This window comes from Saccharopolyspora sp. NPDC049426 (genome assembly GCF_040676935.1).
Taxonomy (GTDB): Bacteria; Actinomycetota; Actinomycetes; order Mycobacteriales; family Pseudonocardiaceae; genus Saccharopolyspora.
Genome location: NZ_JBFAPZ010000005.1, coordinates 188,672 through 205,037 on the forward strand (window position 1 = coordinate 188,672; position 16,366 = coordinate 205,037).

Here is a 16,366-nt window from a genome sequence, read left to right on the forward strand (position 1 = left end):
GGCGAGTGGCCTGCACAACTCCCGCCGCTGGCGAGTGCGGGAAACCGGGAAGTCCTGTGATATCCAGGTAAGGGTGACCCTTCAGCCGCTCGCGACCGCCGTGCAACGCGCCTACACCGCAGACCTCGACGCCTCCGACTTCTACCGGATGCTGCGGCTGCGGGTCGACGTCTTCGTCGTCGAGCAGGAATGCCCCTACCCCGAACTCGACGGGCGCGACCTGGAGGACTCCACCCGCCACTTCTGGGTCGACTCCGCCGACGACTACGTGCTCGGCTACCTGCGGCTGCTGGAAGACCCCGACGGCACCTACCGCATCGGCCGCGTCTGCACCGCCAAGAGCGCCCGCGGCCTGGGCATCGGTCGGAAGCTGATGCGCGCCGCCGTCGCCGAGGTGCAGAACTCGCCCTCCGTGCTGTCCGCCCAGACCTACGCCAAGGACTTCTACGCCTCCTTCGGCTTCGTGGCGACCGGGGACGAGTACCTCGAAGACGGCATCCCGCACGTCGACATGCGACGCGAACCCCGCCGCGCGGGCATCACCGCCGCTCGCTGAGGCGCCTTCGGGGATGCGGCGGAGCCGGTCGGGTTCCGCCACCCGCACCGCTGAGCAGAGCAACCATCACCACTCCGAACTGTGAGTTGCGGCGCCGGAAGGTTGGGCGCTTGATCGACGTCTGGGACGATGTCGGTGAATCCGTTTGCAAGGGGTGTTGGCAGGAAGCCGGTTCGAGTCCGGCACGGTCGGCGCCACTGTGACCGGGGAGCGGACCTCCCGCGCGAGCCACCGGGGTGACCTGGGAAGGCCGGAGGGACGTGACGATCCGGGAGTCAGGACACTGCGGCCCCTTGTTCCCGACAGCGGGGCGTCCGCACCCCGAGGAAGGAACCACACCGGCATGTCCGCTGCCCCTCGCTTCCCCTTCTCCGCCGTGGTCGGCCACGACGATCTGCGGCTCGCGCTGCTGCTCAACGCGGTGCACCCGCGCATCGGCGGTGTTCTGGTGCGCGGTGAGAAGGGCACGGCCAAGTCGACCGTGGTGCGCGCCCTCGCCTCGCTGCTGCCGTCGCTGGACGTCGTCGACGGCTGCCGCTTCGGCTGCGACCCCGCCGCGCCCGACCCGCAGTGCCCCGACGCACCGCACGGCGCCACCGCCACCCGGCGGCCCGCGCAGCTCGTCGAACTGCCCGTCGGCGCCACCGAAGACCGGCTCATCGGCTCGCTCGACCTCGAACGCGCGCTGACCGAAGGCGTCCGCGCCTTCCAACCCGGCCTGCTCGCCGGAGCGCACCGCGGCGTGCTCTACGTCGACGAGGTCAACCTGCTGCACGACCACCTCGTGGACCTGCTGCTCGACGCCGCCGCCATGGGCCGCGCCCACGTCGAGCGCGACGGCGTGTCCGTCTCGCACGCCTCGTCGTTCCTGCTGGTCGGCACCATGAACCCGGAGGAAGGTGAACTCCGGCCGCAGCTGCTCGACCGCTTCGGGCTCACCGTGCAGGTCGCCGCCTCCCGCGAGGTCGGCACCCGCACGGAGGTCGTCCGCCGCCGGCTCGCCTTCGAAGCAGACCCCGCCGGGTTCGCCGCCCAGTGGGCCGAGGCGGACGCCGAACTCGCCGAGCACATCCGCGCCGCCCGCGCCCGCGTCGAGAACGTCGTGCTGCCCGACTCCGAACTGCGCCGGATCTCCGCGCTGTGCGCGGCCTTCGACGTCGACGGCATGCGGGCCGACCTGGTGCTGGCGCGCACCTCCATCGCCCACGCCGCCTGGCGCGGCGCCGACGCCGTCAGCGAGGAGGACGTCGAAGCCGCAGCCCGCCTGGCCCTGCCGCACCGGCGCCGCCGCGACCCGTTCGACGAACCCGGCATGGCCGAGGACCAGCTGCAGCAAGCCCTCTCCGACGCCGCCGAGCAGGCCGAGGACCAGCCGCCGGAAGATCCCGACGACGACCCCGACGGAGGCCCCGACGGCGGTCCCGGTGGAGGCGGCGAACCCCAGGACGAGCCCACCGGACCCACCGGCGGCGGAGGCGGCGAGGAGCAGGACCAGCAGCCCGGTGGCGGTGACTCCGAACGCGCCCCCGTCGGCGCCGGGCAGTCGTTCCGCGCCCGGTTGCTGGAAGTGCCCGGACTCGGCGAAGGCGCACCCGGCCGCCGGTCCCGCGCCCGCTCCCGCAGCGGGCGCACCACCCGCGCCACCACCGCCGACGGACACGGACTGCACGTGACCGCCACCCTCGCCGCGGCCGCGCCCCACCAAGCCGCGCGCGGACGCAGCGGGCCCGGCCTCGTCCTGCGCTCCGACGACGTCCGCCGATCCCTGCGCGAAGGCCGTGAGGGCAACCTCGTGCTCTTCGCCGTCGACGCCTCCGGCTCGATGGCAGCCCGCGATCGGATGACCGCCGTCAGCGGCGCCGTCCTGTCCCTGCTGCGCGACGCCTACCAGCGGCGCGACAAGGTCGGCGTGATCACCTTCCGCGGCGACAAGGCCGAAGTCGCCCTGCCGCCCACCTCCTCGGTCGACGTCGCCGCCGCCCGCCTCCGCCGGATGCGCACCGGCGGGCGCACCCCGCTCGCCGACGGACTGCTGCGCACCAAGCACCTCATCCAGACCGAGAGCACCCGCGACCCGCAGCGCCGACCGCTCGTCGTGCTGCTCACCGACGGCAAGGCCACCGTCGGCGTCCAAGGTGCCACCGGAAGCAAGCAGGCCGTCGACGACGCCCTGCGCGCGGCACGCGTGCTCGCCGATACCGGAACCGCCTCCGTGGTCGTCGACTGCGAGAACGGTCCCGTCAAGCTCGGACTGGCGAACCAGCTGGCCACGGCCCTCGGCGGACCCAGCCTGCGGCTCGAGGAGCTCTCCGCCGAACACGTCGCCGGAGTCGTGCGCGCCGTCAGCGGTGACAGCGGGTTGGCGGCTTAGTCTCGTTTTGGTTACGAGATTCAACCCTGTGAGTACCGACCCATCGGTCGGATTGGTACGGTGACCACCAGTCCACCTGACCCCCAGGGGTGGACCTCCAAAGTGCCCCGCGCTCCCAGCGACCCCCAGGCCGGTTGAGCGCGGGGCTCTTTCTTTTGTTGGTTTGTTGGTCGTTTTGCGGGGCGGTGCGGGTAGGGGAACCTGAGCGGCGCTGTGGACTCCGCGCGCCACGACTTATGTATGCCAATACACGGCGTCGAGGCGTGCTCGCCACAGCACCGCTCAGAACCCCCGGCGGTGCGAGTTGCTCAGGTGGTGAAGGAGAAAGCGACTTCGTCGCTTGCCTGACGTTCGTGTTTTTGCGGTTCAGGCTGGGGTTGGTTGTTTTTGGTGGTAGCGGTGTCTTGCGTAGGTGGCTGTGGTTACCAGGGGGATGGCCACTGCTCCTGCTGTGATGAAGAGGATCGTGTAGTTGCCGTGGTCTGCTAGGGGGCCTGCTGCTGCGGAGGCTGCTGCGCTGCCCAGGAACAGGGCGCAGGCGAAGAGGGCCACCGCGGTTCCCCTTGCTTCCGGGGCCACCGACGTGGCCCAGGCCTGCAGGGAGGAGTGCATGAAGGACCAGCCTCCGCCCAGCAGGAGGGCGGTGACGATCACCGTGGCCAGGTTCGTGTCCAGGGAGACCAGGGCGTAGCCGACGATCATCTGCGTGCCGCCGATGGCGATCAAGCGGGGGACCGGGACCTTCGAGTTGATGGCCTTGACGACCCTGGAGAACACCAGCACGCCCACGCCGTAGGCGCCCGTGGCCAAGCCCGCCACCGCGACGTCCAGGCCCTCGTTGACCAGCGCCGACGCCAGGAAGGTCATGGTGCCCAGCAGCACCGCGCCCTCCACGAAGACCAGGCCGAACACCAGCAGCGCCCAGCGGTTGCGCAGGACTCCGCCGATGTGGGAACCCACGCCGCCCGACACCGCCGCGCGGTCGGGTTCCGCGAGACCGCGCAGCAGCAGCGCGCAGATCGCCGCGCACAGGGCCGGGACCGCGAAGACCACGCGCCAGTCCAGCCAGTGGGCCAGCACGCCGCCGACCGCCGTCGCCATGGCCGTGCCCACCGCCTGGGCGGCCATCAGGTCCGACAGCGCGCTCTGGCGCTTCTGCTGGGAGACCGTGTCGCCGACGTACGTGAGCGTCGTCGGGACCACCGCTCCCATGAACGCACCCGCCAGGACCCGCGCCGCGATCAGCACCGGCAGCGTCGGCGCGAACGTCGAGATCAGGCCCGTGGCGGCCGCCGCCAGCAGCGTGGCGCGCATGATCGGGATCCGGCCGAAGCGGTCCGAGAGGATCCCCCACAGCGGTTGCGAGAGCCCGTAGGCCAGGAAGTAGCCGCTGGCGACCGTGACCGCCGAGGCGATCGGGACGTGCATGCTCAGCGCGATCAGCACCAGCATCGGGGTCACGGCGAACCGGTCGAAGCTGCTGATGAATGAGGCTGCGGAGAGCACCAGAGGCGGCCTGGTGGGCATGCGGCGGCTCCTAGTTCTGGGACGCTCGTCCATCTTCACGCGCCGAACGCCGGTTGAAGCGGTGAAGTTGCCCACCTCATGCGGGGCCGTGCGCTGGGACCTTCGCATTTCGGCCACCTGAGCAACTCGCACCGCCGCGGGTTCTCACACGTCGTCTGGGGAGGACAGCCGCAGCGCCGTGCATTGGCATGCATAAGTCGCGGATCCCGGAGCCAGAGGGCGTGTGAGGTTCCGCTACCTGCACCGCCACGCAGGTCACTGTTAGCAACCTCTTAGGGTCAGTGCATGCCTCAGGGACAGCCTTCTTCCGTGCCAGCTGATGGACTGACCACTCGCCAGCGCCGCAACCGGCCGTTGGTCGTCGTGCACACCGGTGAGATGAAGGGGAAGTCCACGGCTGCCTTCGGGCTCGCGCTGCGCGGCTGGAACCAGGGCTGGTCCATCGGGGTCTTCCAGTTCGTCAAGTCCGCCAAGTGGAAGGTCGGCGAGGAGTCGGCGTTCCGCGCGCTCGGCAAGGTCCACGAGGACACCGGCGAAGGTGGCCCCGTCGAGTGGCACAAGATGGGCGAGGGCTGGTCCTGGACCCGCAAGAAGGGCACCGAGGAAGACCACGCCGCCGCCGCGCTCGAAGGCTGGCAGGAGATCTCCCGCCGCCTCGACGAGCAGCGCCACGGCCTCTACGTGCTCGACGAGTTCACCTACCCGCTGCACTGGGGCTGGGTGGACGTCGACGAGGTCGTCGCCAAGCTGCGCGAGCGCGAAGGTCACCAGCACGTCATCATCACCGGTCGCTACGCGCCGCAGGCGCTGATCGACGCCGCCGACCTCGTGATGGAGACCGGCAAGGTCAAGCACCCCATGGACGCCGGGCAGAAGGGCCAGAAGGGCATCGAGTGGTGAACCTCGATCGGGTGGTCTTCGCCGCTCCGGGTTCGGGGCAGGGCAAGACCACCGTGGTCACCGGCCTGCTCGGTGCGCTGCGCCGACGCGGCGATCGCGTCGCGCCCTTCAAGGTGGGGCCCGACTACATCGATCCGGGCTACCACCGGCTCGCCGCCGAGCGGACCGCGCGCAACCTCGATCCGGTGCTCGTCGGAGCCGACCGCATCGCGCCGCTGCTGCACCACGGATCCGCCGGTGCCGACATCGCCGTGGTGGAAGGCGTGATGGGCTTGTTCGACGGCCGCATCGGCGGCGACGAGGAGCTGGCCTTCGGCTCCACCGCGCACGTCGCGCAGCTGATCGACGCTCCGGTCGTGCTCGTCGTCGACGCCAAGGGACAGAGCCACAGCCTCGCCGCGCTGCTGCACGGCTTCCGCGGCTACCGGCCGCAGGTGAAGGTCGCCGGCGTGGTGCTCAACCGCGTCGGCTCACCGCGCCACGAGCAGGTGCTGCGCTCGGCGGCCGACAACGCGGGCTTACCGGTGCTGGGTGCGATCCCGCGCACCGACGACCTCGAAGTCCCCTCGCGGCACCTGGGACTGGTCACCGCCGTCGAGCACGGCGCCGAGGCGCTGCGCGCCGTGGAGGCGATGACCGATGTGATCGAGCGGTCCGTGGACCTCGACGCCGTCACCGCGCTCGCCGGCACCGCCGGTGACCTGCCCGGATCCGCCTGGGGTCCAGGTGCCGAAGCGCAGCCGCAGGGCCGGCCGGTGGTCGCCGTGGCGGGCGGGCACGCGTTCAGCTTCGGCTACGCCGAGCACGTCGAACTCCTCGAAGCCGCCGGTGCCGAGGTCGCCCTCGTCGACCCGCTGCGCGATGAACGACTTCCCGACCGGACCGCCGGACTGGTGCTGCCGGGCGGGTTCCCGGAGCAGCACGCCTCCGCGCTGTCGGCGAACACCGCGCTGCGCAACGAGATCCGCGCTCTCGCCGCGGGTGGAGCCCCGGTGCACGCCGAGTGCGGTGGGCTGCTCTACCTCGGCGAGGAGCTCGACGGCGAACCCATGTGCGGGGTGCTGCCGGTGCGCGCGGCGATGTCGCCACGACTGACCCTGGGATACCGAGACGCCGTCGCCGCCACCGAATCCCCGCTGTTCGCCGAGGGAGCCCGCATCAGCGGGCATGAATTCCACCGCACCGCAACCGAACCCGGCCACGGCGAGAGTCCCGCGTGGTTCTGGCGCGGCCCCGCCGGGGCGCACCGCGAGGGGTTCGTCCACGGCGGGGTGCACGCCTCCTACCTGCACACCCATCCGGCCGGAAACCCCGGCTCGGTAGCCCGATTCGTCATGAGGTGCCTGCGATGAGACTCGTCGGTGTCGGGGTCGGCCCCGGCGATCCGGAAATGCTGACCCTGGCCGCGCTGCGCGAGATCCGCGAAGCCGACACCGTGTACGTGCCCGTCCTCGCGCCCGACGAGCAGGGCCGCGCGGAGGCCATCGTGCGCGCTCACCTGGGCGAGGACGAGCGGGTGCGGCGGCTGGTGTTCGCGCTCGCCGACCCGGTCGACGGGCCGCAGGACCGGCGCCGCAGGCACTGGGACGACGCGGCCGAGACCGTCGCGAAGCGACTGCGTGATCAGGGCGGCACGGTGGTCTTCGCCACCTTGGGCGACCCCGCCGTGTACTCGACGTTCAGCTATCTGGCAGCGGCCGTCGCGGAGCTGTTGTCCGAGGTCGAGATCGTGACGGTGCCCGGCATCACCGCGATGCAGGCGACCGCGTCGCATGCGGGCATCGCGCTCACCGAGGGCTCGGAGCAACTCACCGTGATTCCCATGCTGCGGGATGTCACCGCGCTGCGGGAGGCGTTGCGAGCGCGCGGTACGGTCGTTGCCTACAAAGGCGGGCGACGCCTGGGTGAGCTGCGCGACGCGATCGACGACTGCGGAGCTCTGGACCGCTCGGTCTACGCCGAGCACCTGGGCACGCCGGATGCGCGGGTACTACCGCTTGCCGAAGTGTCCGATGTGGACGATGCGCCTTACTTGTCGACAGTGGTAGTGCTGCCACCCCGAGGCGGAAGAGGAGAGCAATGGTGACTGGCCGGATCTCGTTCATCGGCGCCGGACCCGGCGCGGCCGACCTGATCACGGTCCGCGGCGCCAAGCGAATCGCCGAAGCCGACATCGTGGTCTGGGCCGCGAGCCTGGTCACGCCGGAGTGCGTGCAGGAGCACGCCCGTCCCGATGCCGAGCTCGTCGACTCCTCCCGGCTCACCCACGAGCACGCGGTGGAGATCTACCGGCGCGCCGAGCGCGACAAGCTCAACGTCGCGCGCGTGCACTCCGGTGACCCGTCGCTGTGGGGTGCGGTCCAGGAGCAGTACGACGCCGCGGTCCGGATGAACGTCGAGGTGGAGATCGTGCCCGGCGTTCCCGCCTTCTCCGCAGCGGCGGCGGCGATCGGCCGCGAGCTGACCGTCCCCGAGGTCGCGCAGTCGCTGGTGCTGACCCGCCTGGAGGGCGGCAAGACGCCGATGCCCGACGGCGAGAAGGTGCGCGAGTTCGCCAAGCACGGCACCACGATGGCGCTGTTCCTGTCCGCCGCGCGCACCGGCCAGCTGGTCGAGGAGCTGCGCGCGGGCGGCTACCCGGACGACACGCCGGTGCTGGTGGCCTACAAGGTGACCTGGCCGGACGAACTGCTGGTGCGCAGCACGCTCGGCGAGCTCGAAGCCGACTGCAAGAAGCACAAGCTGTGGCGGCACACGCTGTTCATCATCGGCAAGGGCCTCACCGCGGGCGGCACCCGCTCGCACCTGTACCACGCGGGCCACTTCCACACCTACCGCAAGGCCGACAAGGAAGCCCGTCGCGCGCTGCGCGCCGAGCGCTCCGTCCGCCGCGTCGAGAAGCCGCGCGAGCAGCCCGAGGAGAGCGACCCGGCCAAGCTCAAGGAGTCCGAGGAGGCCAAGCTCCGGGAGTCCGACGCGGCGTGGTGGGCCGTGCGGGACTGGCAGGAGAGCGCGCGCGGCGCAGCGCGTTTCGGCGCGAACCGCTCGATCCCGATCCCGCAGGTCGACGAATCGCAGTCGCAGCTGTTCGCCGAGGAGCCCGCCGAGCCCGAACCGGTCGCGCCGAAGCAGGAGCCGGCCGCGTCGAGCACCACGACCGCTCAGGCCACCACCACGACCGGCACCACTGGCAAGACGACGACCGGCACCACGCGCAAGTCGACCGGGGCGAAGTCCAGCTCGACCAAGCGCAAGGCTCCGGCCAAGCCGAGCACGGCGAAGAGCAAGCAGCCTGCCAAGCGCAAGCCCGCGGCGAAGCCGGATGAGCAGTCAGAGTGATCCGCAGCCGCCGCTGCGCGAGCCGGACCTCCCGCGCACGGCGAAGGTCCGGCCCAAGGCGCTGCGCACCGGTTTCACCACCGGAGCCTGCTCAGCGGCGGCGGCCCGAGCGGCAGCCGAGCTGCTGGTCACCGGGGAGCTCCCGGGCACCGTGGACATCGGCTTCCCGGACGGCAAGCGCCGCCGGTTCCAGGTCGACTCCGGCAGCGCCGAACCGGCGACCGCCGTGGTCGTCAAGGACGCGGGCGACGACCCCGACGTCACGCACGGCGCCCGGCTGACTGTCAGCGTCGTGCCTCGCGAGGACGGCGAGGTCGTGCTGCACGGCGGCGAGGGCGTCGGAACCGTCACCAAGCCCGGGTTGGGCCTGGAGGTCGGTGGTCCGGCGATCAACCCGGTGCCCCGGCAGATGATCGGCGACGCCGTGCGCGAGGTGCTCGGCGAGCGCGGCGCCGACGTCACGATCACCGTGCCCGGCGGCGAGAAGATGGCCTACAAGACCACCAACCGGCGGCTGGGCATCTTCGGCGGCATCTCGATCCTCGGCACCACCGGCATCGTCCGGCCGTTCTCCACCGCATCGTGGCGGTCCAGCGTCGAGCAGGCCGTGTCGGTGCTCTCCGCGCAGCAGGGCCGGGTGGCCGTGCTGTCCACCGGCGGGCGCACCGAGCGGGTCGCGATGCGGCTGCTGCCCGACGAGCCCGAGGTGGCCTTCATCGAGGTCGGCGACTTCACCGGCGCCGCCGTGCGCAGGGCCGTGGAGCACGGGCTGGACGAGGTCGTGTTCGTCGGCATGATCGGCAAGCTCACCAAGCTCGCCTCCGGTGTCGTCATGACCCACTACACGCGGTCCAAGGTGGACACCGGACTGCTGGGGCGGCTGACCGCGGAGTTCGGCGGCAGCGAGCAGGACGTGGCCGAGGTCAGCGAGGCGGCCACCGCCCGCCGCGCGTACGAGGTGTGGCAGCGCGGTGACTGCTTCTCGGCGTGTGCGCACCGGTTGTGCGACCTGGTGGCAGCAGTATTGGAGCGGTTCAGCGAGGAGTGCGGTCGCAAGCTGCGTGTTCGGGTCGCCATGGTCGACTTCGAGGGTGAGCACGTGGTCGCGGCCACCGAGGCGAGGTGGGTGACGTGGCAGTCACGGTGATCGGGGTCGACGGAGCAACGCTGCCGCCGGGCGGTGCCGAGGCTTTGGAGCAGGCGCGACTGGTCGTGGGAGGCAAGCGGCACCTCGACGCGCATGCCCCCGACCAGGCGAAGCGGCTCGAACTGGGGCCTCTGGAACCGGCTCTGAACGCGTTGTCCGCGCTGTCCGGCAACGAGCAGGGCGTGGTGCTGGCCTCCGGTGACCCGGGGTTCTTCGGTGCCGTGCGCGCGCTGCGGGAGCGCGGTGTCCGGTGCGCGGTGCTGCCCGCGACCTCCAGCGTGCAGCGGCTGATGGCGCGCGCGGGACGGTCCTGGGACGACGTCGTGGTGGTCAGCGCCCACGGGCGCGACCTGGGTGCGGCGATCAACGTGTGCCGGGCGCGCCCGGCGGTGGCGGTGCTGACCGCGCCGAAGTCGGGTCCGGCGCAGATCGCGTCGGGGCTGGCCGGGTGGCGGCGCACCATGATCGTCGGCGAGGACCTGGGCGGGCCGAACGAGTCGGTGGTGACCATCGATCCGGCGGACGCGGCCAAGCGCAGCTGGTTCGAGCCGAACGTGGTGCTGTGCCTGGCGGATGCCGACGAGGTTCCCTCGCGCGGCTGGATCGCCGGCGGTGAGCCGGTTCCACCGGCCACCGGCTGGGCGCTGTCGGAGGACGAGTTCTCGCACCGCGACGGCATGATCACCAAGGCCGAGGTGCGCGCCGTGGCGCTGGCCAAGCTCGCGCCGTCTCCCGGCACGCTGGTCTGGGACGTCGGCGCCGGGTCGGGTTCGGTGGCGGTGGAGTGCGCCCGGATGGGCGCGGCGACCATCGCGATCGAGTCCGACGAGGCCCAGGTGGTCCGGATGGTCACCAACGCGGCAGGTCACGGCGTTGACGTGCGCATCGAGGAGGGCAAGGCCCCGCAGGCGCTGCGCGAGCTGCCCAAGCCGGACTCGATCTTCGTGGGAGGTGGCGGCAACGAGGTCGTCACCGCCTGCGCTCACGCCGGAGCCTCCCGCGTCGTGGTCGCCCTGGCGGCCCTGGACCGGGTCGCGCCGACCCGCGAGACGCTGCGCTCGGCGGGCTACGAGGTCGAGGGCGTCCAGCTCGCGGCCTCCCGCCTGGCGGAACTCCCGGACGGCTCCTCCCGGTTGGAGGCGGCCAATCCCGTGGTCCTCATCTCCGGCCGCAAGAAGGCGTGATCCTGGGCAGTTCGGACCAGAACGGCCCGGTCCGGGAGTGTCGTAGGGTGTTTTCACCCGATCCGGGCATATGACGACGAAAAGGGGAGTAGCAGTGATCGGTCTGTTCGCGGTGACCGCGGCGGGACGGCGGGCGGCCGCCGAACTCGCCGGACGGCTGGGGCCGGAGGCCCTGGTCGCCGACGGTCCGATCGGACCGGCCGTCCGACGCCTCTGGGACCACCTCGACGCCGCCGTGTTCTTCCTGGCCAGCGGCGCCACGATCCGGCTGGTGGCGCCCCTGCTGCAGGACAAGCACACCGACCCCGGCATCGTCAGCGTCGACGAGGCGCAGCGCTTCGCCATCGCCCTGACCGGAGGTCACGGCGGCGGTGCGAACGCGCTGGCCGAGCAGGTCGCCGACATCTTCGGGTGCACCCCGGTGATCACCACCGCCACCGACTCCACCGGCACGACCGCGCTCGACGAGCTCGTCGAGCAGCTCGACGCCACCGTCGACGGTGACCTGCCGTCCTGCGGCGTGGCGATCCTCGACGGCGAACCGGTCCAGCTGGTCAACCCGCACGGCTTCCCGCTCCCGGCGCTGCCGCCCAACGTCGGCGCCGACGTCGCGAACCCGCAGTGGACGGTGGTGATCGACGACCGCCGCCCGACCGAGGACGATGAGCGCACGCTGCGCCTCGTCCCGCGCACGCTGGTCGTCGGAGTCGGCTCCGCGCGCGGTGTGTCGCGCACGGCGGTCGCCGAGACCATCGCCCGGCTCGACAGCGAGCACGGCCTGGACCCGCGCGCCATCCGCGCCTTCGCCAGCGTCGACCTCAAGGCCGACGAGGCCGGCATCCTCGACGCGGTGCAGGACCTGGGCTTCTGGCACTCCAAGGACGGCGGCGACGAGCTGTCCCTGCTGACCTACCCGGCCGAGGTGCTGGCCGGGGTCGAGGTGCCCAACCCGAGCGAGGTGGTGCGCAGCGAGGTCGGCACGCCCAGCGTCGCCGAGGCCTCCGCGCTGCACGCCGCCGACGAGCTCGCCTACGGCGCCCCGGTCGAGCTGGTCGCGGACAAGATCAAGGGTGACAACGTCACCGTCGCCGCCGCCCGGATCAGCCCGCGCGGCAGGCTCGCCATCGTCGGCATCGGGCCCGGTGCCCCCGACCTGCGCACGCCGCGCGCGGACGCCGAGCTGCGCCGCGCGTCGGTGGTCGTCGGCCTCGACCAGTACCTCGACCAGGTCCGGCACCTGCTGCGGCCCGGCACCGAGGAGCGCGCCACCGGCCTGGGCGCCGAGGAGGCTCGCGCGGCCGAGGCGGTCGAGCTGGCCAAGCAGGGCCGCGCGGTCGCGCTGATCGGTTCCGGCGACGCAGGCGTGTACGCGATGGCCAGTCCGGCGCTGGAGAAGGCCGACGTGGACATCGAGGTCGTCGGCGTGCCGGGCGTGACCGCCGCGCTGTCGGCATCGGCGCTGCTGGGTGCCCCGCTCGGCCACGACCACGCGCTGATCAGCCTGTCCGACCTGCACACGCCGTGGGAGATGATCGAGCGCCGGGTCCGCGCCGCCGCCGAGGGCGACCTGGTGGTCTGCTTCTACAACCCGCGTTCGGTGCAGCGCCACTGGCAGCTCGGCCGCGCTCTGGAGATCCTCGCCGAGCACCGCCCGGCGACGACCCCGGTCGGCGCGGTCCGCCAGGCCAGCCGCGCGGACCAGAAGGTCTGGTGCGCCTCGATCGACGAGTTCGACCCGGCGGACGTGGACATGTTCACCACGGTCGTCGTCGGCTCCTCGCAGTCCACTGTGGTCGGTCGCCGGATGGTCACCCCGCGCGGCTACCGCTGGATGGCGGGCGATGTCCGTTGACCCGCTGACCATCACCGACGCGTGCACCGCCTGCGGCGCGTGCCTGCTCACCTGCCCGGAACACGCCCTCCGCCCGGCCCCGGGCCGCCCCTACGTGCTCGCCGAGGCCTGCACGTCCTGCGGCGAATGCGTCGAGATCTGCCCCAGAGACGCCATCGACCTCCTGCGCTGATCGCGTTGGGAGTGGGAAGGTGGTCGGGTGGGTGGTGACATGTCGCCGGAGGAGTTCCGGCGGGTCGGCAAGCAGGTCGTGGACTGGATCGCGGATTACCGGGCGGGGATCGAGTCGCTCCCGGTGCGCTCGCAGGTGGGTCCGGGGGCGGTGCGGGACGCGCTCCCCGCGCATCCGCCGGAACGGGGCGAGGGGTTCGACCAGGTTCTGCGGGACCTCGACGAGATCCTGCTGCCGGGTGTGACGCACTGGCAGCACCCGGGGTTCTTCGCCTACTTCCCGGCCAATTCGAGCGGGCCGTCGATCCTCGGTGACCTGCTCTCCAGCGGGCTCGGTGTGCAGGGCATGGTGTGGGCGACGAGCCCGGCCTGCACCGAGCTGGAAACCGTCGTCGTGGACTGGCTGACCGAATTGCTGGGCCTGCCTGCGCATTTCCGCACCGACGCGGCCGGTGGCGGGGTCATCCAGGACTCCGCGTCCAGCGCCGTGCTCGTCGCGTGCCTGGCCGCGCTCCAGCGGACGGGCGAAGACGTCGCGCGGAGGGGCATCACCCGCCGCCACGCGCTCTACGTCTCGGCGCACACCCACTCCTCGCTGGAGCGGGCGGCGCGGCTGGCCGGTATCGGCGCGGACAACGTGCGGGTGGTCGACACCGACCCGGAAACGCTCGGCATGGACCCGCGCCACCTCGACGAACTCATCGCCGCGGACGTGGAAGCAGGTGCGGTGCCGACGATGGTGTGCGCGACGATCGGCACCACCTCGACCACCGCGATCGACCCCGTGCGCGAGATCGGCGAGGTCTGCCGGAGCCGCGGCGTCTGGCTGCACGTCGACGCCGCCTACGCCGGTGTCGCGGCGGTGTGCCCGGAGCTGCGCTGGATCAACGACGGAGTCGCCGACTTCGCCGACTCCTACTGCACCAACCCGCACAAGTGGCTGCTGACCAACTTCGACTGCAGCGCCCTGTGGCTGGCCGATCGGGCCCCGATGATCGAGGCCTTGTCGATCCTGCCGGAGTACCTGCGCAACGAGGCCAGCGAGTCCGGTGAGGTGATCGACTACCGGGACTGGCAGGTCCCGCTCGGCCGCCGGTTCCGCTCGCTGAAGCTGTGGTCGGTGCTGCGCTGGTACGGGGCCGAAGGGCTGCGCGCGCACATCCGCGACACCGTCGCGCTGGCCCAGGAGTTCGCCGCGCGGGTGCGCGACGACCCCGATTTCGAGCTGCTGGAACCGCACCCGTTCGCGCTGGTCTGCTTCCGGCCGCGCTACCCGGACCTGCCGGTCGACGAGGCCAACGAGCGCACGCACCGGGTGATGAACGCGCTCAACGACTCCGGCGACCTCTACCTCACCCACACCAAGATCGGTGGACGAACCCTGCTGCGGCTGGCCATCGGCTCACCGGCGACCGAGCGCAGGCACGTCGAAGCGGCGTGGGAGCGGATCCGCCGAGCCGCCTAGACGCGGGCGGGCGCGCGGGTTTCGGTGCGAGTGCCCAGGACGCACGCGGTCGTCGCCAGGGCGATGCCGAGAACCACTGCGAACGAAGGTGTTTCGCCGAGCAACGGCCAGGCGAGCACCGCGGTCAACGGTGGCACGGCGCTGAACAGGGCGCTCGCCCGCGCCGCGCCGCCGACCGCCACCGCCCGCAGGTAGCAGCTCACGCCCAGCACCGATCCGGTGATCACCAGCCACACCACGGAGATCCCGGCCTGCGCCCAGTGCGTGACGTGGCCGTCCTCGAACAGCGCGATCACCCCGATCACCAGCGCCGCGGCCGCGGTCTGCACGGCCGCGCCGGAGCGCAGGTCGATGCTGCCGCAGTAGCGCTGCTGGTAGAGACCGCCCGCCGAGAAGCCCAGCAGCCCGATCAGCGTGAGGAGGATCGCGGGGTTCCACTCGCCCTCGGCCGCGACCTGCCCGCCCAGGGTGACCAGAACCGCCAGCACGCCGAGCGCGAGGCCGAGGAGTCGCCACCGGCTCAGCCGCTCCCGCAGCAGCACTGCCGCCAGCGCGGCCGTGAGCACCGGGTTCATCGAGATCACCAGGGCGGTCACCGAGGCGTGCACTCCGGCGGCCATGCCGCCGTAGCACCCGCCGAACTGCATCGCGTGCGTCAGCAGGCCGGCCGCTGCGCTGTGCCCGAGGCCGCCGCCGGTCGGCCAGGCGGCCCGGCGCACCAGCGCGATCGCGGTGAGCACCGCCGCCGCCAGCGTCAGGCGCACGGCGGTCAGCAGGAACGGCGGTGCGGCGGCGACGCCCAGAGCTCCGGTCGGGTATCCGCTGGCCCAGAAGAAGACGATCGGTGCGGCGAGCGAGAGCGGGATCGACCGCGACGTGTGCATGTCCACGAGCGTTCCGGTGCGGCTCCGCCGTGTCCAACAACGATAAGCAATCGCGATCGATCGCAGTTCCTGATCGGTCTAGGCTGGACGGCATGAGTGCAGTGCTCGACGTCGTCGCGCTGCGCAGCCTGGTGGCCGTCGCCGAGTGCGGCGGGTTCCACCGGGCCGCGGCGGCGCTGTACCTGACGCAGTCCGCGATCAGCCAGCACCTGCGCAAGCTCGAACGCGCGCTGGACCGCAAGCTGGTGGTCCGGGAAGGCAGGCACGCCCGGTTCACCGCCGACGGCGAGCTGCTGCTGGCCGAGGCCCGCCGCATCCTCGACGTTCACGACGAGGCGGTGCGCAGGCTCGGCGCCGAAGGTCGAGGCACGCTGGTGTTCGGCTCCACCGAGCACGCCGCCGACCGCTTCCTGCCCGAGCTGGCTTCCGGGATGCGCGCGGCGTTCCCGGACCGCGAGATCCGCTTCCGGCTGGACCGCACGGCCCGGCTCGCCGACTCGGTCGATCGCGGCAGCATCGACCTCGCTCTGCTCATCGACGAGACCGTCTGCTCCCGCAGCATCGACGCAGGTCGTTTCCGGCTGGAGTGGTTCTCCGCTCCGGACTGGCAGCCGCCGCCCGAGGACCGGCCGCTGCCAATGGTCGTGTTCGACCAGCCCTGCACCCTGCGCAGACACGCGATCGAGGCGATGGACGCGCTCGGCAGGGGGCCGGACCTGGTCTGCGAAGCGGCCGACCTCTCCGGTGTGCTCGCCGCGGCACGCGCGGGTCTGGGCGTGACGCTGCTGCCCTCGACCAAGACCCGGCCGGTCGGGCTGGTCGAGCGCCGCGACCTGCCGTGCCTGGACCCCGTCCAACTCCGGGTGCGCGCCAGACCGGGCCTGCCCGTGGACGTCGGCGAAGTCGCCGCGAACGTCGTCCGCGACGTCCTCGCCGAGGTCGCGTGAGCAGACCGCGGTGAAGGCCCTCC

At 72.0% G+C, this 16,366-nt stretch carries 14 protein-coding genes and 1 riboswitch; of the genes, 12 read left to right on the top strand and 2 right to left on the bottom strand.

Annotated elements, in window-relative coordinates; translation table 11 throughout:
* Positions 1 to 73 precede the first annotated feature (73 nt).
* Together AB0J78_RS12665 and AB0J78_RS12670 are read left to right on the top strand one after the other, a co-directional pair.
* Positions 74 to 556: a GNAT family N-acetyltransferase gene (locus tag AB0J78_RS12665; RefSeq protein WP_363789066.1), complete on the top strand. Its 483-nt coding sequence runs from the start codon at positions 74 to 76 to the stop codon at positions 554 to 556.
* A gap of 116 nt (positions 557 to 672) precedes the next feature.
* A riboswitch (cobalamin riboswitch) is annotated at positions 673 to 861 on the top strand.
* Between the two features lie 38 nt (positions 862 to 899).
* Complete coding sequence (locus tag AB0J78_RS12670; protein WP_363789067.1) at positions 900 to 2,927, top strand: putative cobaltochelatase; 2,028 nt, start codon at positions 900 to 902, stop codon at positions 2,925 to 2,927.
* A gap of 366 nt (positions 2,928 to 3,293) precedes the next feature.
* Here AB0J78_RS12670 and AB0J78_RS12675 read toward each other — a convergent pair whose 3' ends face one another.
* Positions 3,294 to 4,454 carry an MFS transporter gene (locus AB0J78_RS12675; RefSeq protein WP_363789068.1) on the bottom strand — a complete coding sequence of 387 codons (1,161 nt, stop codon included), beginning with the start codon at positions 4,452 to 4,454 and terminating at the stop codon, positions 3,294 to 3,296.
* Positions 4,455 to 4,739: 285 nt separating this feature from the next.
* Between AB0J78_RS12675 and cobO the strand changes: the two genes are divergently transcribed.
* The 9 genes from cobO to AB0J78_RS12720 all read left to right on the top strand — a co-directional run bounded on the left by cobO (position 4,740) and on the right by AB0J78_RS12720 (position 14,512).
* The gene (gene cobO / locus AB0J78_RS12680) at positions 4,740 to 5,354 is read left to right on the top strand and encodes a cob(I)yrinic acid a,c-diamide adenosyltransferase (RefSeq protein WP_132678014.1); all 615 of its coding nucleotides are present in this window, start codon (positions 4,740 to 4,742) and stop codon (positions 5,352 to 5,354) included.
* Positions 5,348 to 6,706, top strand: a complete 1,359-nt coding sequence (locus AB0J78_RS12685; protein ID WP_363789069.1) for a cobyrinate a,c-diamide synthase — start codon at positions 5,348 to 5,350, stop codon at positions 6,704 to 6,706. Before cobO ends, AB0J78_RS12685 begins: the two co-directional genes overlap by 7 nt.
* Positions 6,703 to 7,440 (top strand): precorrin-2 C(20)-methyltransferase, encoded by a 738-nt coding sequence (gene cobI, locus AB0J78_RS12690; RefSeq protein WP_363789070.1) that lies wholly within the window; start codon positions 6,703 to 6,705, stop codon positions 7,438 to 7,440. The genes AB0J78_RS12685 and cobI overlap by 4 nt, the downstream gene beginning before the upstream one ends.
* Complete coding sequence (cobM, locus tag AB0J78_RS12695) at positions 7,434 to 8,693, top strand: precorrin-4 C(11)-methyltransferase (RefSeq protein ID WP_363789071.1); 1,260 nt, start codon at positions 7,434 to 7,436, stop codon at positions 8,691 to 8,693. The genes cobI and cobM overlap by 7 nt, the downstream gene beginning before the upstream one ends.
* Entirely contained in the window at positions 8,677 to 9,840 is a 1,164-nt protein-coding gene (locus AB0J78_RS12700; protein ID WP_363789072.1) for a cobalt-precorrin-5B (C(1))-methyltransferase, read from the top strand. The genes cobM and AB0J78_RS12700 overlap by 17 nt, the downstream gene beginning before the upstream one ends.
* Positions 9,825 to 11,024, top strand: coding sequence for a precorrin-6y C5,15-methyltransferase (decarboxylating) subunit CbiE (gene cbiE / locus AB0J78_RS12705; RefSeq protein ID WP_363789073.1), 1,200 nt, complete (start codon positions 9,825 to 9,827; stop codon positions 11,022 to 11,024). The genes AB0J78_RS12700 and cbiE overlap by 16 nt, the downstream gene beginning before the upstream one ends.
* A gap of 94 nt (positions 11,025 to 11,118) precedes the next feature.
* The gene (gene cobJ, locus AB0J78_RS12710; RefSeq protein WP_363789074.1) at positions 11,119 to 12,876 is read left to right on the top strand and encodes a precorrin-3B C(17)-methyltransferase; all 1,758 of its coding nucleotides are present in this window, start codon (positions 11,119 to 11,121) and stop codon (positions 12,874 to 12,876) included.
* Positions 12,866 to 13,048 (top strand): 4Fe-4S binding protein, encoded by a 183-nt coding sequence (locus tag AB0J78_RS12715; protein WP_132620780.1) that lies wholly within the window; start codon positions 12,866 to 12,868, stop codon positions 13,046 to 13,048. The genes cobJ and AB0J78_RS12715 overlap by 11 nt, the downstream gene beginning before the upstream one ends.
* Before the next feature lie 39 nt (positions 13,049 to 13,087).
* Positions 13,088 to 14,512, top strand: coding sequence for an aminotransferase class I/II-fold pyridoxal phosphate-dependent enzyme (locus tag AB0J78_RS12720; protein WP_363789312.1), 1,425 nt, complete (start codon positions 13,088 to 13,090; stop codon positions 14,510 to 14,512).
* Here the strand turns inward: AB0J78_RS12720 and AB0J78_RS12725 are convergent.
* Positions 14,509 to 15,396, bottom strand: coding sequence for a DMT family transporter (locus tag AB0J78_RS12725; protein WP_363789075.1), 888 nt, complete (start codon positions 15,394 to 15,396; stop codon positions 14,509 to 14,511). The genes AB0J78_RS12720 and AB0J78_RS12725 overlap by 4 nt on opposite strands.
* A 92-nt stretch (positions 15,397 to 15,488) precedes the next feature.
* Between AB0J78_RS12725 and AB0J78_RS12730 the strand changes: the two genes are divergently transcribed.
* Positions 15,489 to 16,343 (top strand): LysR substrate-binding domain-containing protein, encoded by an 855-nt coding sequence (locus tag AB0J78_RS12730; RefSeq protein WP_363789076.1) that lies wholly within the window; start codon positions 15,489 to 15,491, stop codon positions 16,341 to 16,343.
* Positions 16,344 to 16,366 lie beyond the last annotated feature (23 nt).